20 protein-coding genes, 1 riboswitch and 1 other annotated feature are annotated in these 25,817 nt (G+C 42.1%); of the genes, 6 read left to right on the forward strand and 14 right to left on the reverse strand.

What is annotated here, in order from left to right; translation table 11 throughout:
• Positions 1-13 precede the first annotated feature (13 nt).
• Positions 14-3,022, reverse strand: a complete 3,009-nt coding sequence (locus OCV30_RS10080) for an SIR2 family protein (RefSeq protein ID WP_065678794.1) — start codon at positions 3,020-3,022, stop codon at positions 14-16.
• 1,044 nt (positions 3,023-4,066) lie between these two features.
• Between OCV30_RS10080 and OCV30_RS10085 the strand changes: the two genes are divergently transcribed.
• Positions 4,067-4,828, forward strand: a complete 762-nt coding sequence (locus OCV30_RS10085) for an IS5 family transposase (protein WP_102552608.1) — start codon at positions 4,067-4,069, stop codon at positions 4,826-4,828.
• Between the two features lie 88 nt (positions 4,829-4,916).
• Here OCV30_RS10085 and OCV30_RS10090 read toward each other — a convergent pair whose 3' ends face one another.
• Positions 4,917-5,990 (reverse strand): plasmid recombination protein, encoded by a 1,074-nt coding sequence (locus OCV30_RS10090; protein ID WP_083994627.1) that lies wholly within the window; start codon positions 5,988-5,990, stop codon positions 4,917-4,919.
• A gap of 623 nt (positions 5,991-6,613) precedes the next feature.
• On the opposite strand from OCV30_RS10090, the gene OCV30_RS10095 reads away from it, so the two are divergent.
• On the forward strand, positions 6,614-7,030 hold the full coding sequence (locus OCV30_RS10095; protein ID WP_065679888.1) for a hypothetical protein: 417 nt from the start codon (positions 6,614-6,616) through the stop codon (positions 7,028-7,030).
• A gap of 61 nt (positions 7,031-7,091) precedes the next feature.
• Here the strand turns inward: OCV30_RS10095 and OCV30_RS10100 are convergent, their stop codons facing one another.
• The 8 genes from OCV30_RS10100 to OCV30_RS10135 all read right to left on the reverse strand — a co-directional run bounded on the left by OCV30_RS10100 (position 7,092) and on the right by OCV30_RS10135 (position 16,631).
• Entirely contained in the window at positions 7,092-8,549 is a 1,458-nt protein-coding gene (locus tag OCV30_RS10100; protein WP_065679887.1) for an Arm DNA-binding domain-containing protein, read from the reverse strand.
• A gap of 205 nt (positions 8,550-8,754) precedes the next feature.
• Positions 8,755-9,492, reverse strand: coding sequence for a 1-(5-phosphoribosyl)-5-[(5-phosphoribosylamino)methylideneamino]imidazole-4-carboxamide isomerase (hisA, locus tag OCV30_RS10105; RefSeq protein ID WP_012604374.1), 738 nt, complete (start codon positions 9,490-9,492; stop codon positions 8,755-8,757).
• Positions 9,493-9,535: 43 nt separating this feature from the next.
• Complete coding sequence (gene hisH / locus OCV30_RS10110) at positions 9,536-10,150, reverse strand: imidazole glycerol phosphate synthase subunit HisH (protein ID WP_065679886.1); 615 nt, start codon at positions 10,148-10,150, stop codon at positions 9,536-9,538.
• Between the two features lie 24 nt (positions 10,151-10,174).
• Positions 10,175-11,263, reverse strand: a complete 1,089-nt coding sequence (hisB, locus tag OCV30_RS10115) for a bifunctional histidinol-phosphatase/imidazoleglycerol-phosphate dehydratase HisB (protein WP_065679885.1) — start codon at positions 11,261-11,263, stop codon at positions 10,175-10,177.
• Positions 11,264-11,394: 131 nt separating this feature from the next.
• Positions 11,395-12,435 (reverse strand): histidinol-phosphate transaminase, encoded by a 1,041-nt coding sequence (hisC, locus tag OCV30_RS10120; RefSeq protein WP_065679884.1) that lies wholly within the window; start codon positions 12,433-12,435, stop codon positions 11,395-11,397.
• A 9-nt stretch (positions 12,436-12,444) separates the two neighbouring features.
• The gene (gene hisD / locus OCV30_RS10125; protein ID WP_065679883.1) at positions 12,445-13,764 is read right to left on the reverse strand and encodes a histidinol dehydrogenase; all 1,320 of its coding nucleotides are present in this window, start codon (positions 13,762-13,764) and stop codon (positions 12,445-12,447) included.
• Complete coding sequence (hisG, locus tag OCV30_RS10130; RefSeq protein WP_004734571.1) at positions 13,764-14,660, reverse strand: ATP phosphoribosyltransferase; 897 nt, start codon at positions 14,658-14,660, stop codon at positions 13,764-13,766. Before hisG ends, hisD begins: the two co-directional genes overlap by 1 nt.
• 53 nt (positions 14,661-14,713) lie before the next feature.
• Positions 14,714-14,849 (reverse strand) — a sequence feature (His leader region).
• A gap of 189 nt (positions 14,850-15,038) precedes the next feature.
• On the reverse strand, positions 15,039-16,631 hold the full coding sequence (locus tag OCV30_RS10135) for a Na+/H+ antiporter NhaC family protein (RefSeq protein ID WP_029223134.1): 1,593 nt from the start codon (positions 16,629-16,631) through the stop codon (positions 15,039-15,041).
• A 112-nt stretch (positions 16,632-16,743) separates the two neighbouring features.
• Positions 16,744-16,921: riboswitch (Lysine riboswitch) on the reverse strand.
• 377 nt (positions 16,922-17,298) lie between these two features.
• On the opposite strand from OCV30_RS10135, the gene OCV30_RS10140 reads away from it, so the two are divergent.
• Positions 17,299-17,709 (forward strand): H-NS family histone-like protein, encoded by a 411-nt coding sequence (locus tag OCV30_RS10140; RefSeq protein WP_012604381.1) that lies wholly within the window; start codon positions 17,299-17,301, stop codon positions 17,707-17,709.
• 143 nt (positions 17,710-17,852) lie between these two features.
• On the opposite strand, the gene OCV30_RS10145 is transcribed toward OCV30_RS10140, so the two are convergent.
• From OCV30_RS10145 to OCV30_RS10155, 3 genes are all read right to left on the reverse strand, one after another.
• A complete protein-coding gene (locus OCV30_RS10145; protein ID WP_102265919.1) occupies positions 17,853-19,229 on the reverse strand; it encodes an IS4 family transposase in 1,377 nt (458 codons plus the stop codon).
• A gap of 158 nt (positions 19,230-19,387) precedes the next feature.
• A complete protein-coding gene (locus OCV30_RS10150; protein ID WP_065679623.1) occupies positions 19,388-20,692 on the reverse strand; it encodes an inosine/guanosine kinase in 1,305 nt (434 codons plus the stop codon).
• A gap of 102 nt (positions 20,693-20,794) precedes the next feature.
• The gene (locus OCV30_RS10155) at positions 20,795-21,064 is read right to left on the reverse strand and encodes a hypothetical protein (protein ID WP_004734567.1); all 270 of its coding nucleotides are present in this window, start codon (positions 21,062-21,064) and stop codon (positions 20,795-20,797) included.
• A gap of 203 nt (positions 21,065-21,267) precedes the next feature.
• On the opposite strand from OCV30_RS10155, the gene mnmA reads away from it, so the two are divergent.
• The 3 genes from mnmA to purB all read left to right on the forward strand — a co-directional run bounded on the left by mnmA (position 21,268) and on the right by purB (position 24,582).
• Positions 21,268-22,404 carry a tRNA 2-thiouridine(34) synthase MnmA gene (gene mnmA, locus OCV30_RS10160; protein WP_009848812.1) on the forward strand — a complete coding sequence of 379 codons (1,137 nt, stop codon included), beginning with the start codon at positions 21,268-21,270 and terminating at the stop codon, positions 22,402-22,404.
• Between the two features lie 46 nt (positions 22,405-22,450).
• On the forward strand, positions 22,451-23,068 hold the full coding sequence (gene hflD, locus OCV30_RS10165; protein ID WP_065679622.1) for a high frequency lysogenization protein HflD: 618 nt from the start codon (positions 22,451-22,453) through the stop codon (positions 23,066-23,068).
• A 143-nt stretch (positions 23,069-23,211) separates the two neighbouring features.
• The gene (gene purB, locus OCV30_RS10170) at positions 23,212-24,582 is read left to right on the forward strand and encodes an adenylosuccinate lyase (RefSeq protein ID WP_009848814.1); all 1,371 of its coding nucleotides are present in this window, start codon (positions 23,212-23,214) and stop codon (positions 24,580-24,582) included.
• Positions 24,583-24,894: 312 nt separating this feature from the next.
• Here the strand turns inward: purB and htpX are convergent, their stop codons facing one another.
• Positions 24,895-25,758 carry a protease HtpX gene (htpX, locus tag OCV30_RS10175; RefSeq protein ID WP_065679621.1) on the reverse strand — a complete coding sequence of 288 codons (864 nt, stop codon included), beginning with the start codon at positions 25,756-25,758 and terminating at the stop codon, positions 24,895-24,897.
• Positions 25,759-25,817 lie beyond the last annotated feature (59 nt).

Below are 25,817 nucleotides of genomic sequence, written 5' to 3' on the forward strand. Positions count from 1 at the left end.
GCTCCATACCCTATCACTCTGTCTTATGTACTAAACCATTTAACACAGTTAACTCTTCAAAGTCTTGGAAGCGAGCAAGGTAGCGCTCTTCATTTTTAGTATCCGAGTTTAGCCTCCATACAATCGTGCCTTTATAATAGATCATGTAGATAATATCTTGACGCTGACGATATGCCGCGATATCCCATAATAACTTATGGCATTTTGTAAACAGGGAATCGAATTTTTGTCTAAATAGATAATTGTAGATGTTGGACAAATCAATAATATCTTGCTCTTTAATACGATCATACATATCACTTTCAACTAACGTTTGATGCTTGTAAATTGTAGCTCGACAGAAATTGTAACTACTCCTATCTGATTCAATTGCTTTATCAAGTTGTTTGATTTTATCAACATTGTTTCGCTCGTTGTTAATCGTGAACAAGATGTTGTTAGCTAACGTGAAATGGCTTTGTTTTCTTGCTCGCTTCTCCAACCTTACCAACGCTTTAAATCGTTGCTCGGTATCTTTAGTCTCAGCAAGAATTACATCCGATAGGATGAAAGCTACTGACGTCTTATGATAATCATTTTTATGCGCTCTAGCTAAAGCAATCGCAGCATCAATATCCGTATGCTCAAGAAGATGTAAGCGCTCTACATAGATTGACTCGAGTGTGCCTTTATCATCATCGGGGCATAGCTCTTCACTGAGATTTAGATACTTCTCTGTTTCGGAGTAGCTTCCCCTCATTCTGTATGCACAAGCCATATGCTCATAATATTTATATAAGTTGCCTTGGTCGATTTCTCTTACAGTATCGAGTAAGAGCTCTATCGCTGAAATGGTTTCTGCGTAACGATCAGAATTAATCAATATATAGATATAAGAACTGCTGTAGAATCGAAGCTTGTTCAACCGCCTTTCATTCATTTCATTACTCTCCCCTACCACTTCGTTATGCCTCATGTTCTGCAAACATGATTCGATAGAGTAAAGGAGCAACGCCCCAGTGTTATCTTCTTCTGTACTATATCCCGTCTGGTAAATTTTACGATTGAGCGAACTGAGTTTAACTCCTCGCTTTGTTGGGATTATGGTTACTCTCAGATAGGCATTAGATATTCTGAAAATGTCTTCTTCAGACATTTTACTAAGAATATAATCTTTAATAATGGGATTAATTTTGATAATCGTGGTAGAAGGATCAAGTTTGACGGTTGTAGCCAACTCGAATTTAACCAACTCTTGAACATGTTTAGGATTAAGTTTTGCTCCCAATTTGTCTTGAGTCAAATTAGTTAATGTCTCTCCATTTTTTAGAATAGAAAGAATATTCAACATTCTCAGAGTCTGTTCTTTTGATCGATCAGTCAATAGGAGATCTATCTGATTGAGCGTAGTAGCAGGAATGTGAGCTAGGTGAAAATCGTCGTCAAAAATCTCATTATGAGCCAGAACTTCTTCAACAGAACTATTTTCTAGGAAATCCATTATCTGCTCGAGCTTATCAACAACCCCTTCAGAACGGTCATGTATCTGTGCAACCTGGGATTGAGTGAGCTGTCCCGAGCCAAACCTATCGTTCAGGATCAATTGGCTTTCATTTAGAGTGAGTGCCTCTAAATCTACATGAAAGCGCCTAAACTGTTTTATAGTTACGCTCGATAGAAAGATGAAAAAAGTGTTTTTTCCAAACTCAGGAAGTAGCTCAGGTAAGTTGACAAGATACATAAGAGCATCAGCATTCATTTTGCCCTTAATATTGTCGAAAATAATGAAGTACGCCTCTTCATTCGCTTTTGCGCTTAAAAGGTAAATCAGTTGTGTTAATGGTTGGCGGGTCTCAGACTTTATCTGGTTTTCAACCTGCACTTTTGTTAGTACTTCAGAACAATCAATTCGCAAAAACTTTGCCTTCTGTTCACCTAAGGCGTGTTTAAACGACGAGATGAAGTCATATGCGCCATAACCAAGTGGTGTGCTTATAGACAGGGCGTTGTTGTTGTCCAGAAGGGTTAATGAATCAAGAAACGTTTGTTTTCGAACATTGCGGTTGTAGCCCCTATCCTCGATTTCATAGAAGTTTATAGTTTCTTGGAGCTGTCGTTCTAATTCATGCTTTTCAGCTCTTTTTTTTTTGACCTCACTGACCTGACTCAATTTATCAAACGTAGTGTTACAATCCACTCCACGATAAAATTGAACTCGCCCCCGAGAAATGGCATCTTCAAGGTTGGTAAATAGATCTTTCCTTTCATACTCTATCTTAGCAGGTTCAGACTGATAGAAAGTCCAGAGTATATCGTAATCAGTTATCGAGTTAGTAACGACTGTCGCCAATGCCCTCGTGAAGCTGTCTTCCCAACCGCTATATCCCATGACAACAACAAGATCATCGCCCACAAGGTTCTGTAGAGACATTTCAATACGCGCCCTACTTTGCTGTAATTGACTTGTCGTATGCATCGTATCACCCTGATCCCAGATCCCGTGTAGGTGATAGATATTTATGCCGTCATTAACTTTGTTTGATAACTGCGTGTCAGCCACAACACTAAATGAATTGTAACGAATACCTTGATTGTTGAACTCTGCTTCCAGCAAAGTATCAAAGTTAGTTGTGATAATATTATCAACACGAAAGTTGTTATTTTTAATACCAGAGACAAAGTCTTTAATCGCTTGGGGAATACGGTGATTTCCCTCGTCATCAATATTGCTTTCTACAACATTTCGGATGATTTCATTGACAGCTCTTTGCCCATAAGTGCCTGCAATGATCCTAAAAGCCTGTTGATACTTTTCTTGAGAATCAGCTCCCTCTAATTCATCCAGATAATCGGACAAATCTTCGGGGTCATCTTGGTTTCGTACATACTCTTCTATGAACTCGAGGACACCTGCGACATTAGGGATGCCAGCACTGCCATTGTGAGATTGACTGAAAGCAGCTCCAAAAAGGAAAGTAGTTCCGTCTTTGTGGTTTTTTATACGCTTAATAAGATTACGTTCAAGATGAAATTCTAATGGCATGGATACACGACTCTTAACACTCCGAGACACTTTATATTGAACTAATCAACCTAATAAGGTGCTATCAAGCTTATGATAAGTAGCAAGATTTGTTCAATGAGCTTTCTGCTTTGATAATAAACAGCAGATTACACCATTATGTGTACAAATGCACTTAGCATGTTTAGATGTCTTTAGTATTACATCCATGTAATTTGTCCATAAACCCCGAAAGTGAGGGCTAACCTTTGAAGTATTTAGCACTTTCCTTCAGAAGTAACCATCATATTCATTACACTAAAAATCAAACATTTGCTGCCCTTCCCCCTTCAAAGTCTTGTTAAATATTTGGGGTTCGAAGCGTTCCAAGTTAGTAAAGTAGATTTCATTTTCGCATGATTCATGCATAGAAAAGATTTACGATCTCCCAACCATGTCGAAAGCGTTCACAAGCTACATGCTTAACCTTTTTCTTTGACTTTGTTGGAATGGTAAGGATAACCCTTATCCCTCTCTGTTCTGGACGGTTGAGCACAATATCTAACCGTGGCTGGAGGTCATCAAGCAAAAAACAAATGTTATCGTTGCCAAGGATTTTGATACGCAATTGATTAGATGATACGAGAAATTTGGAAATCTCAGTGAGGCTAGAATGTTTAATACTTGACATTATCTATAGTTCTTATGGTTAGTTAATAGAAGTGCGCACTCCCCCCAGTACGCTGCAACAAACCTATAATACTGTGTAGAAATACCTATATCAAAAAGCAACAATAGATATTTGTTTATTATTTAAACAGTCAATTTGCTTAATTTTCAAATCACCGTTGGTGGAGACAAATGCCCTTCATACTGTTCTGCCGATTCATTTTCTATAGGATACTTTGCGTTAAGATCAACAATGAACTTATGTAGGTCAGTCATAATACAAACCTCTTGCTCCCGACTGATAGATGACTGAATAGCTACGTTATTAGGGCGTGTTGATCTTTCGTGAGTGTTTTTTGAACAGCATGGTAAAGAGTTATAATTTGCTTCGCCAAAAGTAAAACCATAACCAATACCATGCCAAGAACAATGCTAACTGATATTCGCTGGGAACTGCTACTCCAAGTTATGAAAAGTACAGGTCGTATTTACGATAAAACTGAACATCGAATGACATTTGAAGGAATACTTTATCGAATGAGAACAGGTATTCCTTGGCGAGATCTACCCTCTGAGTTCGGAGAGTGGAGTACCGTTTACAGACGATTTAATCTTTGGTCAAAGAAAGGGATTTTAGATAAACTTTTCAAAAGCTTATCTAGCATGGCTGATTTTGAATGGGTCTTTCTTGATGGCTCTATAGTTCGAGCGCATCAGCATAGTACAGGTGCAGCTACTGAAAGCTCAGAGCAAATAGGAAAAAGTCGCGGGGGCAACTCAACCAAAATTCACTTAGCCGTAGATAGTGGTGGTCTGCCGATTTGCTTTGATTTATCAGAAGGACAACGCCACGATATAGTGCATGCCGAAAGCTTAGTTGAACAACTCGATGAAGTTAATACTATCGTTTGTGATAAAGGATATGACAGCGAACCTTTCCGTACTTTTGTTAAGGAACGTGGCGGAGAAACGGTAATTGCTAAACGCAATTACGGACAAGATATAGACAAAGACAGTATGGATTGGTGTCTATACAAGTATCGTCACTTGGTCGAAAATGCCTTTGGGAGAATTAAGCATTATCGAGCTATTTCAAGTAGATATGACAAGCTAGAAAGGAATTATGCCAGCATGTTATCGCTGGCATTCATGTTAATGTGGCTACCGATGTATTGTTGAACACAAAATGTACAGCAAAGATCAACACGCCCTAGTAATAGCCCAAATCATTCTGATATATTCCCGCTCTCGTACAGGTGCTACGAGCTTAAGGGCGGTAAGTATACTGTTGATTTCGTGTACATTTTTCTTCATATTTTATACCCGTTTTTCGTTTTAGTTCTTGGATAAATTGATCTTTCAGTTCAAGTTTATAGCTCATGACGTCAAACTTATTATGATAAGCTTCCTGATCTTTTTTGAGTAATTTAAGATCTCGACACACCTTAGTAAGCCCATGCTGCTGCTCGTCTAACTGCACTAATAACTCGTTGTTTTGTTGTTGAAATTTGTTCAATCGCTTTCTCAAGTATTCATTTTTCTGCACATGCTTGTTACTAAAAAAGGAAGCTCTACCTATTCTCGTCAGTTCCCTTTCTTGTCGCATAACTGATTGCTTTTCATGACTCAATACAGCTTTATCTTTAGCTATTTTCTGCTGCTGTTTATTAAGTTCTCTACGTTGCTGTATGAACACTTGAGCCTGCTTCTGTTGTGATTTCCATTCTTTCCTTGTTAACCGCTGCACTTTTGGCCCCAAACGAGTCAGACCTAATTTAGAACCAACGGCTTCGTAGAAAGAGTCTTGAAATTCTCTCATAGCCGACTTGTATGCATTGGCCTTTTTTGAGTAACCGTCATTACATTCATTTCGAGCCCTAATACCACCATGGACTTCAGCTATATTGAAAGCACCACCTTCCAAAGTGGGAACTACATAATAATGTAAATGGGGATGGGCTTCGTCCAGATGAGGCACTACTGACATCAAGTTATCACCGTACTCTTTTCTCAAGTAACGCAGCGAATATTTGAGGAAATCTTTAAAGTTCACACTCGATTCTGACTCAACGCTAATCACTCCACCTAACATCAAAGGAGCATCCTTGCGTATTCGCCGACCCAATCTATCTTGAGCCTTACTACTACGTTCTAGAGCGATAGCGGGAACCTCACGAGGATCTATACCATATAGAACCTTTGGTATCTGAGGTCTATAAACATGAGGACAATAACCATCGACACGCATTGCTTCATTAACAACACTTTGCATCGTTGGTTTTCCTTTTTTGGTTGAAACTTTAGCATAAGTTTCAACGTGTATAAGCTGATATCCAGACATAACTATACCAATTTAATTTATATCATTATAACATGCTGATATTAATAGTAATAGTTTGAAAATTTTTATTATTTATTATACTTTGCAAATTTTATATAAAGCATTGAAAATGCGAAATAAAAAATTATCTAAAACCTAGGGGATGAAGTCCGCTAGCCGACGGCTTATCTCCAATAAGGAACGACTTGGATAAGATAAGCATAGTCGGTTACTATGCTTATCTTTAAGTAAATTGACAAATATCCATTATCGATTATATTTTAAAAAACATACACTTAAGATTAAATTCAGCTTGACAGGTACTTTTGAAATGAGTCATTATATAAATGTAATAGCTCAATATAGAATTACCTTAACATCAAATAGCATCCTATTTTTCGAATACGAAATCCAAGATAAGGCACAACTCCCCCCCCCCTCTTATCATGAGAAGCACATCGTTAATTTCAGCTTGCGTCGCAAGCTGGTAAGTAGTCATTTTTTAAAAAATGACTACTTATGAACGTTTCAAATTTAAATTTCAATTAATCGTATAATATCTATTGTTTAGTATGGACTAACCTAGTCAACAATCGATAACATTCGTCCTGAGAACACCAATAATTAGAATAAAAAGGTAAAATATGGACTCAAACAATACGGTTACAAGTAGTGAAATGCGCACAGCAATGCAGTGGTTAGCGCTGCCAATCAAAGACAAGCGGTATCCAGTGAGAGGCGCAGTAGGCACTAAAGAAAAGAAAGGGGTTTACTTTCATATTTCTCAAACTAAACCTGTACGCAGTGAAGCTACTCACCACCCATTTTTTGACGTATTACAAATACCCGACCAATACAAGAACTTAAACTATTACTATTTTGACGAATGCGAAGTAAAAAAGACCCCGCATCAATGGTTGAAATATGGTCGGGTGGTAAGACCTGGTTCTGTGCCATGCAGTGGTACGAGATCAGGGTTCAACCCAAATACAAAACAGCATTTTGAAATAAGTTACTTCCTAAAATCAGACACTCGGAAAATGCGCCAGAACGGGCAATAAACACAAACGCTCCCAATAATTAGGGAGCGTTTTTTGTTTCTAGCAAAGGGTAACAGCCTAGCTAACGCATCTGATCAAACTTTCTTCCAATGGTCATCCAATGTTCTAAAACTTCACTTACTAATTGAAAATTATTTTCATTATTAGCAATTTCTTCTCTAGCAGCTTCTACAAACGACATATTAATGTCTACATCCTGAAATTCGATGAGCTCATGCATTTTTGCATAATGAAGAATAAAATCAGCAACTCGTTGACTCTGACGCCTTAGGTGTTCGCGGTTCGCAAATATGTAGCCCCCTTGCGTTGTATAGTGCTTTTGCGTATGAAAAACTAGCCTTTTGATCGTAACTTCATGTATACCAATAAACTCTGCATATGTTTGAAAGGTCTTACGATAAATTCCCGCTGTATATCGTTTCCCAGTATCAGCCAAGCTTCCTAGCATATCTATATAGTCAGAGGGGTTTTGTTTGAAATGATTCGTTAGCGTGCTATTTGGGAACAAATACGGACTATTAAACTTATAACTTCTAAGACTATCGAGAGTCTTTGTTGCTTCTCGATTCAATGGTGCACGATACTGCTCTTCAGCATTTTTCAACCCACTGGCTGCTTCTTCATCATTCCATGTTATATCAGTTAGACAACTTGAAACCTGACTCCATTTAACTTTGCTTACTTCTTCTGGTCGCCATCCTGTAAAAAGTAAAAACCGAAAGAAATGAGCAGCTACAATGGCACTTTGCGACTCTTTATGAAGAAATTTTCTCTTACCCCTGTATGCTTTCATTTCATCCAGTGCGCGTAAAAGGCTTGGTAAATCATCAGTGTCAATACACGCCATCTTTCTTCGAGACTGGCCTCCATTTACGAACCACCCGTCAGTATCATCTAGTACTTTGACAGGGTTTTTCTTAAACAAGCTCAGTTCGTCGCCATCTAAAAAATGCTTCATCCCATGTCTGTACAAAGCAGAAACGCGCTGAAGGGTTTTATCCGCCATATAATTGGTATGCCTGACAGAAACTGCTTGATGCTCTCTAAGAACATCATCGCGTTTAATATCTAAAGCGTTTCTTGTTCGAAAGCGTTTGCTGAGTCTCATGAAATCATTATTATATTCTTTAACCGTCTCATTTTTAAGGGTTTTATTACTAATGTAATGCTCGTGAAGATCATGCATGGTGATAACTTTTACCCTGCTCTTATAATGATCTACAGGGTGCATTCCCTTAGACATGAGATCGTGAAACTCTTCAGCTATCAACCTAGCGTTGTATAGCGATATCTCCTCAGCATTGCCCACGGTGAAGAATTGCGCTTGTTTTCCATGCGCTTTGATCCTGCCGTGTACAACATAAGTCAGTCTCCCTTTAGGAGAAACTCTCAACATCAAACCATTAGAATTTTTTGCAGTATCTTTGTAGATTTTTTGAACGCTATCAGGTTCATTTTTAGATAGGTCTTGGATAAAGGTTCTAGAGAATTTACGCGGTATTTGTGAGTTTTCATTCATTAGAATGCATTCCTTTTTGCATCACATCTGCATCAAGAATACATTTTTTGCATCGCATTTGCATCTATAATTATAAATACCAGTAGATACCCTCAATGAAGAATATCTACCAATATAGATAAAAACCATTAAAAACAATAATTTACTTAAAAACTATCGAAATACATCAGCCAGCACTAATATAACGACCACCAAAAACAAGGAATTATTCGCTTTGCCAACATGCAAATGCCTCCTCTGCGGTAAACTTGCCATCAAGCAGTGCACGACCAACAATCACACCCGCAACGCCGCTGCCTTTAAGTGCTTCGATATCAGCTAGGCTGCCAATGCCACCCGATGATTGGAATTGCACTTGTGGGTACTGTTTACAGAGATCAACATAGAGCTCTACGTTTGACCCTTCTAGCGTGCCATCACGTGAAATATCAGTACACAGAACGTGTTTAAGGCCAACCGTGAGGTAATCTTCAATTAGCGCTTCAATGGTCACGCCTGAATCTTCTTGCCAACCTGAAATCGCGACTTTACGTGTGCCGCTTTCGTCAATATTGATATCCAGAGCCAGTACGATTTTTTCAGCGCCGTACTTCTCCATCCAACCTTTCACCAACTCAGGTTGCTTAACTGCTGTAGAACCAACTACAACGCGTTGTGCGCCAGCTTCTAGCAGATCAACAACGTCTTGCTCGTTACGCACGCCACCACCAATCTGGATGTTTGCAGGCGTGCTAGCCAGTAGCTTAGCAATCAAGTCTAACTGACGAGCCGTTGTGTCTTTTGCACCCGTTAAGTCAACAAGGTGAAGCCAACCTGCGCCAGCTTGGTGGTACAAGTTAAACTGCTCAGCTGGGTCTACTTTGTATTCTGTTACTTGCCCGTAGTCTCCTTGGAATAAGCGAACTACTTGACCTTCAATTAAATCTAACGCGGGAATAATCATTTACATTCCTTATAGGGCAACGTTAGCCGCTGCCTAATCCTTATTACAATTCCAAGAAATTCTGAATCAGCTTAGAGCCAGCTTTCGAAGATCGCTCTGGGTGGAACTGAACACCATAATAGTTGCCACTTTGCACTGCGGCTGTGAACGGATTACCGTAATCACATTGTGCGATTGTGTAGTCACCCACCGGCATTGCGAAGCTGTGAACAAAATAGAAGTATTCATCTTCTTCAATGTCTTTAAATAGAGGGTGATTAGGTGTCGCGGTTACTGTGTTCCAGCCCATGTGTGGTAAAGGCAAGTCGCCCGTTTGAAGTAAACGAACTTCACCGTCACACAAACCTAGGCATTCAACTAACTCGTCAGCCTTTTGGCCTTTCTCTTGAGACAATTTGCCTAACAGCTGCATACCTAAACAAATACCTAGCAAAGGCTTCTCTACTTGCTTCACAAGAGAAACAAGGTCGCGCTCTTGCAAGTTCTTCATTGCCTCACTTGCTGTGCCTACACCCGGTAGGAACAGCTTGTCCGCAGCAAGAACAACTTCTGGTTCTTTTGAAATTTCAACTGCGTAGCCTAGACGTTCAATCGCAAACTTCACCGAGGAAACGTTGGCACAACCAGTATCAATAATAACGACTTTCTGCTCTTTCATTGTTTTTCCTTGCTAACGTTAGCCTTACAGAACGCCTTTGCTGCTTGGTAACTCGTTACCTTCAACTTTGATTGCTTGGCGAAGAGTACGACCAAACGCTTTGAATAGGCTCTCAATGATATGGTGATCATTATTGCCATCAGAAGAAAGGTGTAGCGTACAAGCCAATGTATCGGTTAGAGAACGGAAGAAGTGAACCACCATCTCTGTTGAAAGGTCACCCACTTGCTCGCGGCTGAATTTAGCATCGAACTTCAGGTATGGACGGCCAGAAAGGTCTAGCGCACACTGAGCCAAACACTCATCCATTGGTAGGCTGAAACCAAAGCGGCCAATACCACGTTTATCGCCTAATGCATCTTTCAATGCTTGGCCTAAAGCAAGAGCGGTATCTTCTACTGTGTGGTGATCATCAATGTGTAGATCGCCCTTCACAGTCAGGTTCATTTGGAAACCGCCGTGTGTCGCGATTTGATCAAGCATGTGATCGAAGAAACCCATGCCAGTATCGATCTTGTTGCCACCGGTTTCATCAAGGTTTACTGCCACCTTGATGTCCGTTTCTTTAGTGGTACGAACCACTTCAGCAATGCGCGCATTAACCGTCAGATCTTTAACGATTTGTGGCCAGTTAAGCGTGCCTTCAGTTTGCGCATCTGGTCCGTATTGGATACCACGAATTGCCATGTTCTCAGCAAGTTGAAGATCCGTCATTCGATCACCAATCACGACTGACTTTTGGAAGTCAACTTTACCGCCCTGTAGGTATTCCTTAACCATACCCAGCTTAGGCTTGCGGCAAGAGCAATTGTCTTCATCAAAGTGAGGGCAGATTAGAACATCATCAAACTTAACGCCCTGAGACTCAAAGAACTCCATCATCATATTGTGTGGAGCATCGAACTCTTCTTGCGGGTAGCTATCTGTACCTAGACCATCTTGGTTAGTCACCATCACTAAGCGATAACCCGCATCTTGCAGTGCAAGTAGGCTAGGAATAACTAACGGTTCGAATTTTAGTTTGTCTAAACGGTCTACTTGAAAGTCGACTGGCGGCTCAACAATTAAGGTGCCATCACGGTCTATAAAAAGTATTTTCTGTTGTTTACTCACTTGAACTTCCTTTTAATTTTAAATCTGCTGGCCTAGCTAAAATCAAACGCTAACCCAAAATATTGGTTTCATTTGCCAGTCTGTTTTTAATCAACTCAGACTGACAAATGTTATTAATGGTAAGCCTTTCGTTACTGAAAAAAGTTACGAATGAATCCAAGTGTCTTTTCGCACTCTTCGCGGTTACCAATACTAATACGAACACAGTCTTCAATTGGCGAATTACGCAAGATGATGCCAGTGTCCCATGCCGCTTTGAACAACTCATCGCCGTTCGGGAATTTAACCAGCAGGTAGTTACCCCAACCATCAAATACCGTCACTTGAGGCATACCCAACAAACCAGCTTGCAAATACGCTCGGTTAGCACTTAAATCCAAAACTTGGAACTTCGCTCGCGCAAGCCCTTGTTCAGAAAGCGCTTGAACGGCAATATCAGCAACTGGAATTGGAACTGGGTAAGGCGCAATCACTTTCAACAGTACATCGATAAGCGCTTTGTTCGCCAGCGTAAAGCCACAACGTAAACCCGCCAGAGCAAAAGCTTTCGACAAGGTACGCAGAATCGCAAGGTTCGGATATTGCTCAAGCAAGTCGACCGTTGACGCTTCTGTACAGAAATCGATATACGCTTCATCCATCACCACAATCGCTTTGTCTTGTGTCATTTCAAGCAGTTTAACGATGTCTTTACGGTTAACTAAGTTACCTGTTGGGTTATTTGGACTACAAACAAACACCACTTTTACGTTGTCAAGTTGAGCTTCAATAGCTGGAAGATCCAATTGCCATTCAGAAGTCAGAGGCACCACTTTACGCTCAACACCAATCGTCTCTGCACTGATTGCGTACATACCGTAAGTGGGTGGACAGTAAAGAATAGCGTCTTCGTTCGGCTCACAGAAAGCACGAATCAGTAGTTCAATGCCTTCGTCAGCACCACGAGTAGTCAACGTTTGCTCTGGTGCAACACCCGCATATTGAGCGTAAGCATCGATTAGCTCTTTAGGCTGACACTCGCTGTAGCGATTAAGTCGAGTCAGATTTAAGGTGTACTCGTTATCAAACGGAGATTCGTTGGCGTTCAACCATACATCTCCGCTGCCACCAATGCGCCTTGCAGACAAGTAAGGTGTAAGAGCCTGAACTTGTTTTCTTGCTAACTTTTCCATGCCCTACCCTTATTTCGCTTTATTTAGCTGTTCAAATCGATTTAATTTTTCAACTCGGATGGTCACCGCACGTTTGTGTGCGTCCAAACCTTCGGCTTCCGCCATTGTGACTACCGTTGGCGCTAGGCCTTGTAAGCCATCAGCTGTTAACTCTTGTACCGTCATACGCTTAGAGAAATCCGCCAAACCTAGGCTTGAATAAGTCTTGGTATAGCCGTAAGTCGGAAGAACGTGGTTTGTGCCTGATGCGTAGTCACCTGCAGATTCTGGAGACCAGTCACCCAAGAAGATTGAACCAGCATTGTCTAGTAACGGCAGCAGTTCACGTGGACTCTTGGTCTGAACAATCAAGTGTTCCGGGCCATAGAAATTCGAAATCGCAATCGCTTGAGTGATCGATTCAGCAATGATGATTAGACTTGAAGCCAATGCTTGCTGAGCGATGTTCGCACGAGACAGCTCTTTCAGTTGCTTCTGAACCGCATCGGTTACTTGGTCGGCAATAACTGGCGATGGTGTTACTAATACAACCTGTGAATCTGGGCCATGTTCAGCTTGGCTCAGTAGATCAGCAGCAATGAAGTCAGCATCCGCAGTTTCGTCTGCAATCACCATCACCTCCGATGGGCCTGCCGGCATATCAATCGCAGAACCACGGAAGTCATTGCTTACTTGGCGCTTAGCTTCCGTTACGTACGCATTACCAGGACCGAAAATTTTATCTACTTTAGAGACACTCTCCGTACCGTAAGCCATCGCCGCAACAGCTTGAGCACCACCTACATTGTAAACCTCATCGATTTTACAAAGATTAGCGACATACAAGATTTCATCCGCGATTGGCGGAGGTGAACAAAGCACAACCTTGCGGCAACCCGCGATTTGAGCGGGTACACCTAACATAAGAACCGTTGACGGAAGTGGCGCGCTGCCACCCGGAATATAAAGGCCAACAGTATTAATAGCGCGTGTCACTTGCTCACACACAACGCCTGGCTGTGTTTCAACCTTAATTGGCTGCGGCTTCTGAGCTTCGTGAAACTTAGCAATATTGCTATAAGCTTGCTCTAACGCTTGCTTCATTTCTGGTGTTAAACGAGCACATGCCTCTTCAATCTCAGTCGAGCTGACTCGAATGGATTCTGGAGTCACACGATCGAACTTTTCAGTCAGTTCTTTAAGTGCGGCATCGCCTTCATTTCGTACTTTTGCAATAACATCAGAAACAGTCGCTGTGATGTTTGCACCTTCAGTAATAGCTGGACGCTCTAGTACCGAGTCTTGCTGTGATTCACTTAAAGATTGCCAAACAACGGTTCTCATCGTCACTACCCCATCATTTTTTCGATTGGTAATACTAGAATCGAGCTTGCACCCAACTCTTTCAGCTGTTCCATAGTTTCCCAGAACAAGTTCTCGGTACTTACAAGGTGAACGGCAACTTTGTCTTTGTCTGTTGATAGTGGAAGAACAGTAGGATCTTCAGCGCCAGGCAATAATGCTTTGATTTGCTCTAGCTGAGATGTAGGCGCGTGAAGCATGATGTACTTCGACTCTTTTGCTTGTTGAACACCTTGCATACGAGTCAGTAGTTTTTCAATCAGAGCTGTTTTGTCTGCATCGAACTCACCAACACGCTGAATCAATGTTGCTTTAGATTGGAAGATAGCTTCTGCTTCTTTTAGGCCATTCGCTTCTAGCGTCGCACCTGTAGAAACTAGATCGGCAATAGCGTCTGCTAGGCCTGCGCGAGGCGCAACTTCAACCGAACCCGTTAGCATACAAGCGCTGAATTCAACACCCTGCTCGTCCATGTAGGCTTTCAGTAGTTGTGGGTAAGTTGTCGCAATACGTTTACCCGCTAGATCTTGTGGGCCGTTGTATTCTTCGTCTTTGTTAATCGCGATAGAAAGACGGCAACCACCGAAGTCTAAACGACGTAGTGTGCGAAACTCTGATGGCTCTTTTAAAGCAACACGGTCTAGGCGAACTTCTTCTAGTTCATTTTCACCGATGAAACCAAGGTCAACCACACCATCCATGATAAGACCTGGGATGTCGTCATCACGAACTAATAACAAGTCGATTGGCATATTTAGTGAATGAACAACTAAGCGCTCACCCATGATGTTAAATTTAACACCACATTTTTTAAGTAGATCTTGGCACTCTTTACTTAAGCGACCTTTCTTTTGAATTGCGATTCTTAGGCGTTGTGTCTGCATTGCTGTATCCCTGTGCAAATATTTGAATTTATTGATTATTTAAAAGTGCTAAAACTAAAAAACCCTCGGAAGACTTTGTCGTCCCGAGGGTTTAAATCTAAATTCTTTGACTTAACCTCCGGGAGAATTCTTGCTCCCGGGTATACGTAAATCTCCCCGAAAGACTAGATAGGGTGATGATGGTGATGAATGTTCATTACTAATTTACGCATACTTATCAGCTCTTAGGTTGTTTACTGTCTTGTCTCCACACTAACTAAGCTGACACCCTTTTTCAACCATTTATTCGAACTTTTTTCACGAAATTTAAAATTAAATTAACGAACACAAAAAAAGGGAGGCAAACGCCTCCCTTCTCATTATTCAATCAAATGATGACTAGCTTTTACACGTTGCTATCTTGCAACGAGAGAAATAAGCCAATGCAAAACATACCGCAACAAACGTTAGAGACGCTGCGCCAAATGCAATGCCAGTTGATGATGTCATTCCTAGGGTGATGAAACCAATACACGATACGAACGCCACAGACAGCGCATAAGGGAGCTGAGTCGATACGTGATCAATGTGGTTACAACGCGCACCTGTAGAAGACAGAATCGTTGTATCTGAGATTGGAGAACAGTGGTCACCAAATACAGAACCCGCAAGAACCGCACTTAGCATAGGAAGAATTAGCGCGATGTCAGAGGCTGCAGCCATGTCACCCGCAATCGGTAACATGATACCGAACGTACCCCAAGATGTACCTGTCGAGAACGCCATTAGGCCAGCAAGAAGGAACAAGATAACCGGTAGCCAGTGGTAATCGATGTTACCTGTTGCTAGAGAGGATAGGTACGAACCTGTTTTCATGTCGCCAATAACAGAACCAATCGTCCATGCAAATACAAGGATAAGGATAGCGCCAAACATTGAGCTTGCACCAATCCACATTGTTCTTGTGATATCAGCCATAGGTAGTTTCTGTTTGAATACCGTTGCTAGCGCAACGAGTAAACCAATCACACCACCGTAAACCAGAGACTTACCTACATCTGTATTTTCAAATGCACCAAGTAAGTTGAATGCTTGACCATCAGCAGTAAGCGCTTGGCCACCGGTGTAAAGCATTGCTGCAACCGTCGCGACGATTAACGCTACGATTGGCATAACGAGATCAGAAACAGAACCGTTTTCGCTCTCTTGAATATCTAGCTCTTCGTTTAGATCGTGCGCTTGCTTTTGATCATTATCGCCTTCAAAACCGCGACCTTGAGAGGCTTCGATCTCATGCTCGCGCATTTTGCCAACATCTAAACCAAACCACGCAACAGCAAACACCATTAATAGTGCGAACACTGCGTAGAAGTTCATTGGGATAAGGCGAACGTAAGCACCCAGTGCAGAATACTCTGTCACACCGTGTGTCACTAAGATGCCACCAATGATAGTGATGATGTAAGCACCCCAGCTAGAAGCCGGCATGATCACACACATAGGAGCAGCAGTTGAATCTAGAATATAAGCTAGCTTAGCGCGAGATACGTAGAAGCGGTCAGTTACAGGGCGAGAGATGGCACCTACCGCTAAGCTGTTGAAGTAATCATCAACAAAGATGAATACACCTAAAAAGGCAGCAAGTAGTTTTGAACCACGTTTGCTCTTAACACGAGACTGCGCCCACTCAGCGAATGCGCGAGTACCGCCAGACAGTGTTAATAATGCCGTTGTCATTCCAAGGATAATTAGGAAAGCAACGATACTCATGTTCCAAGTGTTAATACCACCATCTTCGATGAAAACACCAGATACTTTAGTAAAGACGTAGCTAGCTGCGTTACCTACCGAGTAGTCAGCAAGTAGAATCGCACCCATGACGATACCGACACCCAAGGAAACTAATACACGGCGGGTAACAATAGCAAGAGTCAAGGCAACCAAGGGAGGAAGCAGCGATAAAGGCGATGTTGCAAAATCTATTAAATTCATGATCTTCAAAAACCAGTTTTTTATTTGGCTAGAGATCTACTGCAGATAAACTTGATACGGCTTATCAAGCTCATGTTGAACTAAGCGAAAGGGAAGTGAACACTTCACCCAACCCTACAGTAGCGCTCCATAGTTTAAAATTAAGACTATGGCAGTGTTGTACCTATTGAGCACAACCCCAGCAAATTGCTTAGATATACAATTTACTTCGGCAATTACACCTTTCATTCCCGTTCATTGGCATCACCCCAACGAAAACTACTCTTTATAATTGCACCTCTACGTGCGGTAACATTATTAACCGTGTAAACCAGAGTTTAACAACAGATTAACCAAAGCACCGCATCAGGTAGCCGCAATTGTACCCATCAAGAGCAACAATGCAACATATCATTCCGAGAAAAATAGCTTTTTGTTAATGAAGTAATCAATAGAAGAATAGTCAACTTTTACGGATTACTCCACTTAACACATATCAGATATCACCTGTTTTTTTTAAGATATTCTTAATAGTTATTATAAGTTCATTAGAGGTCTATCTTTTCATCTTAAAGCACTCGTCTCATTTTTTTATTTAAATAACTAATAGAAGAAATACTATTTGTTTTATTCTTAGCCTCTGTTTATTATTAGGAGGATTATTTAGTTTACCTTGATGGGAAATATCATGTCTGAATTAACAAAAACTCTATTAAATATCCGTAGCCTTCGTGCGTTCTCACGTGAATTAACTCTTGAGCAACTTGAAGAAGCGCTAGACAAGCTGACTATTGTTGTACAAGAACGTCAAGAGTCTGAAGCTGAAGAACGCGCAGCAAAAGCAGAGCAAGAAGCTAAGCTTTCTGCTATCGCAGAACAAATTGCAAAAGACGGAATCGATGTTGCCGATCTTATTGCTGCACTTTCTGGTGAAGCAAAATCTAAAACAACAAAATCTAAACGTGCTCCTCGCCCTGCGAAATACAAATACGTAGACGCGAATGGCGACGAAAAAACTTGGACAGGTCAAGGCCGTACGCCTTCAGCTATCCAAGAACAACTAGATGCTGGTAAATCTCTAGAAGAGTTTGCTCTTTAAGGCATCGAGTTTGCTAAGTGAATAATCAATAACTCACTAAGCAATAGAATTAATATTTAAGTCGACTAAAGTATTATTTACGGCTTCAATATATTCAGAAACAAAAAAGGCTCCTTTCGGCTGTCTCTTGATCACAAGTCTGGTTAATCAAGAGACTTAGCGAGTTCATACCCTTCAAGGATGGTTTGTAACCTAAGCCATCCTTGCCATAACGTCTTTATAGAAGCGCGACCTGTTCGCTTGGTATTCTTCCAACCACCTAACCGAGCAATACCGTTGTAAGCCCATGATATATTAGGCGCTTCTTTCGGTAGTTTTTTGCTCTCCAACTTGAGCCACATTAACTTCCACGCTTTGCCTTTTAATACCTGCTCACAACTGCTCTTAGATAACTCGTCTGATTCATTCATAAACCTCAACTGGAGTAACCGAGTCGCGATAAAAGCCAAAACGACGCTGAGCCTTTCTAAGTTATCCTTACTTTGCATTCTCAGTTGCTCAACTTCAGTCCCTTCACTTTTCCAGACTTTATGAAAATCTTCTATTAGCCAGCGCCGCTCATAATAACTGACGATTTTGAGTGCCTCTTCCTTGCTCGTTATCGGCTCTGAAGTCAGTAAGTGCCATGCGAGCTTATTACCACTCTCTCCTTGTTCTATACATCCCACGTAGTAAAGCGGAATGTTATCGAACTCTTTCTTGTTAGCAGGAGACTTGAGTGTCACGGGGGCATATTTGATATCTAAATGAGCCTTGCGAGCTTTACGACCGCCTTTTTGCGGTATTTCGAGCACTTTCTCTCCGGCTGATAACAGGGTAGAGGCATAGCTATAAAGACGATTATCATGCTCTTCAATACAGCGGCTTTGCATTGAGCGAACGAGGAACCTTTGTTGTTGCTCTCGCTTGTAAGTGAGGTATTCAAATAGGTCGGCTTCTCTATCGCACACAGAAATGACATCCGAAATTTTATCGCCAAGTCGCTCAGCGACATGGCGAGAGGCTTGTTCCCACTTATAACTTTCTTTCTCTTTGTATGGTCGAGTCGCATGCTGGTGCCTTTGACCTCGCTTTTCTATATCACGAGTCCAGCGCTGTTGTTCAATTAAACCAATAACAGATTGAGTGTCGGGAGCAAAAAGTAAGGTTGAGTGTACGAACATGGCGCGATGTCGATTGCCTTGATTGGAGTGCCCGAGTTCATCTCGAATGCTGCGATGGGAGTAACTGAGAGAAGTGGTGTCTTCTAAGGCAAGAAGTGTTTGTTGCTCTAATGCTTCTTGTGCGGTGACATAAAAACCCGCTTCTGCGATATCTTCTGCTTTGATTTGCTCATTACGGATGAAGCGATAAGCCCCTTCCATTTCAGCAGGGGAGATAATGAGTTTCGAGACGGGTACGCCAGGCTGCTCGGCCAGTGAGGCTGCGAGAGCAACGAGTCTTTGAGTGCGTCTAGGGTCATTAAGGTGGGCTTGACCGAACTGTTTTTGTGCCCAAAGGGTTGGCTCTATATAGGTCATGATAATCATCCTTGTCATTGCTTAGATGATCAGATCATGAAACCTAAAAATAGTTCAAAAAAAATCCCCAAGCGTGGCTTAGGGATTTGTGTATAAGAGACAGCCTTTCGGAGCCTTTTTTATATTTCTAATAGTGAAATATAAATCAAAAAAATGCCTTATCTTTCCCAGTACGCTTCTTCTAGACTATCTTCTCTTTCAGGAAGGCCTCGAGATAATCGTGGCGAGTGCTGAACTAATACTTCATAACTTGCGCGGTTTGAATATTTACAAACTTGTGAGAAAGAAGAATACGTCAAGAATGAATGCTGATGCTTACTTGAGTTAGGCACATTTTCTTTATGGTACTTATTAGCGGCCATATCATGTAATAGAGCAGACAACGCAGCATCACCGGCACCATTCGTATTCTTAATCTTTTCTGGGCCGCCCATGTAAGGTGCGATATGCGAATAGATTTTCGTTGGATTTTCACATAAATCTTTATGTGCGGGACGACTAAACTCATAACGGTTAAATTCAGCAATCGAGCCTGGTAACAACGGTAATGATGTTTCACGCTTCACTGCATCTTCTGTGTAACCCGCCATAAACAAGCCCACAGGGCCTGCTGTACATAGAACTAAGTCTACCCAATCCAGTGCTTTGTCGGAAGCAGCTAGAGGATCGCTTTCACCAGTTAATGCTTCAGCTTCGTCTTCGTTCATTGCAACAACGGTTACATGTTGTTCAAGGAAATCTTTCCAAAACTCTGGATCATCTTGAATAACGAATTTAGTACCAAGCGTTAAAACAACAGGTACATCGTATTTCTTCGCGTACTCAATAGCTTTCATTGTTGCTTCAGGCATAGGGTCACCTGGTTTACAACGAACTAAATACGCCGTTAATACTAAAGCAGAAGCATTTTTGAAAATTTTCTCAGGGATGCTTTCTGGTTTTAATTGGTTCATTTGTCCTTCGCTAATTGCGAAAGTACGTTCACCATCTTCTGTAATTAATGCAAAGCAGCGACCAATTGCGCCATCTACCCCTTGTAAATGGTTCAGATCCATTCTGCTTGATGTATTACATAAATAGCGGTAACCGTAGCTACCAATTTTAATATCTTGGCTCATTACACCTAACAGTGTTGAACGGTCATCCGCCAATACTGAGTAATTGTGTAATGTGTTACCGATCGTGCCACCTGCGTATTCATTAGTGATCAGGCACTGTTCTTTTAATTCTTGATACAAAGATTCAGCAGCTTCATCACCAATAACCAAAGAGTGTCCCTTACTTAAGCCATATTTCTCGATTAGCTCAGAACTCACCTTTGCTTCAATATCCACCAAAGTTTGGTCAATACCGATAATATGGGTACGTGACATTCTTTTGCTCGTTTGAGCTTGGCTTACTAAAGGGTCACGAGCGTGAACCGGAAAATAGTGCTTTGATTTACGTTGTCCAGGGAATTTCATAGGGCTAGTCTAAGTCAAGGGGAAATAGGTGGCGGATTCTACCGCGCTATATTTAACGCGGCAATCTTTCAAACTATAGCAAACGTTTGCTAGGCTATTTTTTTATTCGCCTTCCATAAAGCTAAGATCAGGCAGCATGCCCAAATGCTCGGCGTAACGTTTCTGATTAAACTCTGCGCCGTTTTTCATTACATCAAATACTTCAATTGCCAGTGCACATGCCATCGCTGCAATTGCCTCTTCACGAGGTGTACCTGTCATCATTAAACGCATTAGCGTCTCTTTAACTTTTACTGGTTGTCCATCTTCAAGTTGGTTCTCGATAATCTCGATCAACTGTTCTTCTTGCATAAACTCATTTTGTTCAGACATTTTTTATCTCAGCTCTTGGATTTTGAGCGACTATGCCACATATAGATCTGACATCCTAGCGAGTCTCCTCGCGTTCATGCGATTCTCTAACGAAGTCAGCGCATTATTTGTGCAAATGAAACTGTGATTCCGGTCTCGGATCTGTCACGGTGTCCCTCTTTCTGTTAGAATCTGCGACCAAGTAATAGTAACGGTGTTTAGACATGTCAGATATCAGCTCTGGAAACAGCGAAAAGAAAGTAATTGTCGGTATGTCCGGCGGTGTAGATTCGTCAGTATCGGCGTATCTTCTTCAGCAACAAGGCTATCAGGTAGAAGGCCTTTTCATGAAAAACTGGGAAGAAGACGATAACGAAGAATACTGCACGGCAGCTGAAGACCTTGCTGATGCTCAAGCGGTATGTGACAAGTTAGGTATCCACCTTCACACTATCAACTTTGCAGCAGAGTACTGGGATAATGTATTCGAGTACTTTCTGGAAGAATACAAAGCGGGTCGTACACCGAACCCAGATATCCTTTGTAACAAAGAAATCAAATTCAAAGCATTCTTAGAGTTTGCGGATGAAGTATTAGACGCAGACTACATCGCGATGGGTCACTATGTTCGTCGTACTTTCCCAACACAAGAAGAGCTAGACGCTGGTGCGAAGCCAGAAATGCTACGCGGCCTAGACGGCAATAAAGACCAAAGTTATTTCCTTTATACGCTAAGCTCAGATCAAGTGGCACGCAGCCTATTCCCTGTGGGTGAATTAGAGAAGCCAGAAGTACGACGTATTGCTGAAGAGCAAGACTTGATCACTGCGAAAAAGAAAGATTCAACAGGCATCTGCTTTATTGGTGAGCGCAAGTTCACTGAGTTCTTAGGCAAATACCTACCCGCTCAACCGGGAAACATCGAGACACCAGAAGGCCAAGTTATTGGGCAACACCAAGGCTTGATGTACCACACACTAGGCCAACGTAAAGGCCTGCATATCGGTGGCACCAAAGGTGGCGGCGGTAATGAAGAACCATGGTTTGTTGGTGAAAAAGATCTTAAACGTAATGTTCTGATCGCGGTACAAGGTAAAGACCACCCTCTTTTAAAATCAGAAGGTTTGATCGCTTCTCAGCTTCATTGGGTTAATCGCACACCAATTACTGAAGTTATGACGTGCACGGTAAAAACACGTTACCGTCAGACCGATATTCCTTGTACAATCATCCCAATTGATGATGAGAACATTAAGGTTATTTTTGACGAACCACAAATTGCGGTGACCCCAGGTCAATCAGCAGTGTTCTACCTAGACAACGTATGTCTTGGTGGTGGTATCATTGAAAAGCGCATCTAACCAATAATCGAACGACAAACAATAGAAGACAACTAGGAGTTACTACGTGGCTAATACACTTTATGACCGTACTATTGCTTTCGCTGGAATTTGCCAAGCTGTGGCTTTGGTTCAACAAGTAGCGAAAGACGGCCATTGTGATAAAGATGCCTTCGAAGCTTCACTCAGTGCCATTTTAAATACCAATCCAGCGAACACCGTGGGTGTCTTTGGACGTGAAGCGAACCTAAAGCTTGGCCTTGAGTGCTTAGTAAAAGGTATCGATAGTACTCCCGCTGGTAGCGATATTACTCGCTACATCATCAGCTTGATGGCACTTGAGCGTAAGCTATCTTCTCGTAACGACTCTATGTCTCAGCTTGGCGATCGTATTCAAACTGCAGAACGTCAAACTGAACACTTTGATCTGTTTGACGAGCAAATGATCAGCAACCTAGCCAGTATCTACCTTGATGTTGTGAGCCCTATCGGCCCACGTATTCAGGTTTCTGGTACGCCAGCTGTACTTCAACAGACGTCGAACCAGCATAAGGTTCGTGCCCTGCTGTTATCAGGAATTCGAAGCGCTGTGTTATGGCGTCAAGTTGGCGGTAAACGTCGCCACCTTATCTTCGGTCGCAAGAAGATGATCGAGCAGGCTCAAATCCTGCTAGCTCGCATGTGATTTATTAGCTCGCGCCTCGTCGCGAGCTTGTTTTTTGTACCAACACAACTCTCACGCAAACGATTGCGCATTGTGCGTGACAATTGAGATTGTTACTGGTATAAACCTCTCAAAATTTAGAAAACTCAATTCAGGAGAACACCATGGAACTGTCAGCATTGACTGCTGTTTCACCAGTAGACGGCCGTTACGGAAGCAAGACTGTTGCATTACGCAGCATCTTTAGTGAGTTTGGCCTACTAAAGTACCGCTCTATCGTTGAAGTTCGTTGGTTACAAAAGCTTGCAGCTACAGATGCAATCAAAGAAGTACCAGCGTTCAGTGCAGAAGCTAACCAGTTTCTTGATGAACTAGCAGCTAACTTCAGTGAAGAAGATGCTCTACGTATCAAAGAGATCGAGCGCACGACTAACCACGACGTTAAAGCGGTTGAGTACTTCTTGAAAGAGAAAGTTGCTGGCGTTCCTGAACTTCACGCTGTAAACGAATTTATTCACTTTGCATGTACTTCTGAAGACATCAACAACACATCTCACGCGCTTATGCTTAAAGAAGCTCGTGACACAGTGATTCTTCCAGAAATCCGTAACGTAATTGATGCTATCAAAGCACTTGCGAACGAGTACCGTGACATTCCATTACTGTCTCGTACACACGGTCAGCCTGCTTCTCCTTCTACTATGGGTAAAGAGATGGCTAACGTTGCGTACCGTATGGAACGTCAATACAAGCAAATCGAAAACGTTGAGATCCTAGCGAAAATCAACGGTGCTGTAGGTAACTACAACGCACACCTTTCTGCATACCCAGAAGTTGAATGGCACCAGTTCAGCGAAGAGTTCATCACTGAATCTCTTGGCGTAACTTGGAACCCGTACACAACTCAAATCGAACCTCACGATTACATCGCTGAGCTTTTTGATGCAGTTGCACGTTTCAACACTATCCTTCTAGACTTCGACCGTGACGTTTGGGGCTACATCGCTCTTGGTCACTTCAAGCAGAAGACTATTGCTGGCGAAATCGGTTCTTCTACAATGCCGCATAAAGTTAACCCAATTGACTTCGAAAACTCTGAAGGCAACCTTGGTCTAGCAAACGCAGTATTCAGCCACCTTGCACAAAAACTTCCAGTTTCTCGCTGGCAGCGTGACCTAACTGACTCTACGGTTCTTCGTAACCTAGGTGTTGGTGTTGGCTACGCAATCATTGCATACACTTCAACTCTGAAAGGTATTAGCAAGCTAGAAGTTAACCGTGAAGCGCTACTTGCTGAACTAGACAAGAACTGGGAAGTACTAGCAGAACCAGTACAAACAGTAATGCGCCGTTACGGCATCGAGAAGCCATACGAGAAGCTAAAAGAGCTAACTCGTGGTAAACGTGTAGATGGCGAAGGCATGCGTGCATTCATCGACGGCCTTGAAATCCCTGCAGACGAGAAAGTTCGTCTGAAAGAGATGACTCCAGCGAACTACATCGGTCAAGCAATCGAGCTAACTGACAAGCTGTAAGATTCGAATTTCGAATCACAGAATAGACTAAGGCTTCCCATGTGGAAGCCTTTTTGTTGAGCGGAAGAAAGTGTGCTTAGTACGCGCTGTCATCAAAAGAACACTAAGCACTCCCTACTTATTACCCTACACATGTCAGTCCGTGCGATATCAACCAATAAATATCGCAACGCTTCATCACTAGTACCCCTCTATCACCAGACACATATCCCTTGGATACTTACTGTCTTGAACACCAAGATCAAAAAAGGCCTCCCGAAGGAAGCCTTTAAAAGGTCTCTTGTCGACTAGCCACTGAGAATTACGTAGCGATTACATGTTACGTAGAGACGCAATACGCTTGTCTAGTGGTGGGTGGCTCATCAGAAGCTCAGTAAGCGATTTCTTGCCGTTGATACCAAATGCCATCATAGAACCTTCTAGTTGTGGCTCATGGCTCACCTTTAGACGTTCTAGCGCTGCTATCATCTTCTCTTTACCTACTAAGTGCGCAGCACCTGCATCGGCATGGAATTCACGATGACGGCTGTACCACATCGTAATGAAGCTTGCTAAGAAACCAAATACCAATTCCAACACCATTGACACACCAAAGTACACCATCATGTTGCTGCCACCCTCTTCTTCGTTGTCATTCGACGCAACAATGTTGGCGATGAAACGAGATAGGAAGATAACGAACGTGTTCACCACGCCCTGCATTAGCGTCATGGTCACCATATCACCGTTCGCGATGTGACTCACTTCATGCGCTAACACCGCTTCAGCTTCATCACGCGTCATGTTGTGTAACAGACCCGTAGAGACTGCTACTAATGAATCATTACGCTTAGCGCCCGTCGCAAACGCGTTGATGTCTGGCGAATCGTAAATCGCCACTGTTGGCATACCAATACCAACTTGTTGAGACTGACGGCTTACTGTCTCCATCAACCAATGTTCGGTTTCGTTACGTGGACTTTCAATGACCATACCGGCTACCGATCGTAGCGCCATTTTCTTTGACATCATTAATGAAATGAATGAGCCACCAAAGCCAAATACTGCAGCCATCACCAATAAGCCTGATAGGCTACCAGGTTGCATACCTGTAACTGCGTATACAATATTAAGAACAACACTTAGTACCAATACAACCGCTAGGTTGGTTGCAAGGAACAACATTACTCGCTTCATTACTTATCTCCGCATGAAAGCTGTTTTTATAAAACTTATTATAGACAAGGCAGACAGCA

It is taken from the genome of Vibrio atlanticus, assembly GCF_024347315.1.
Taxonomy (GTDB): domain Bacteria; phylum Pseudomonadota; class Gammaproteobacteria; order Enterobacterales; family Vibrionaceae; genus Vibrio; species Vibrio atlanticus.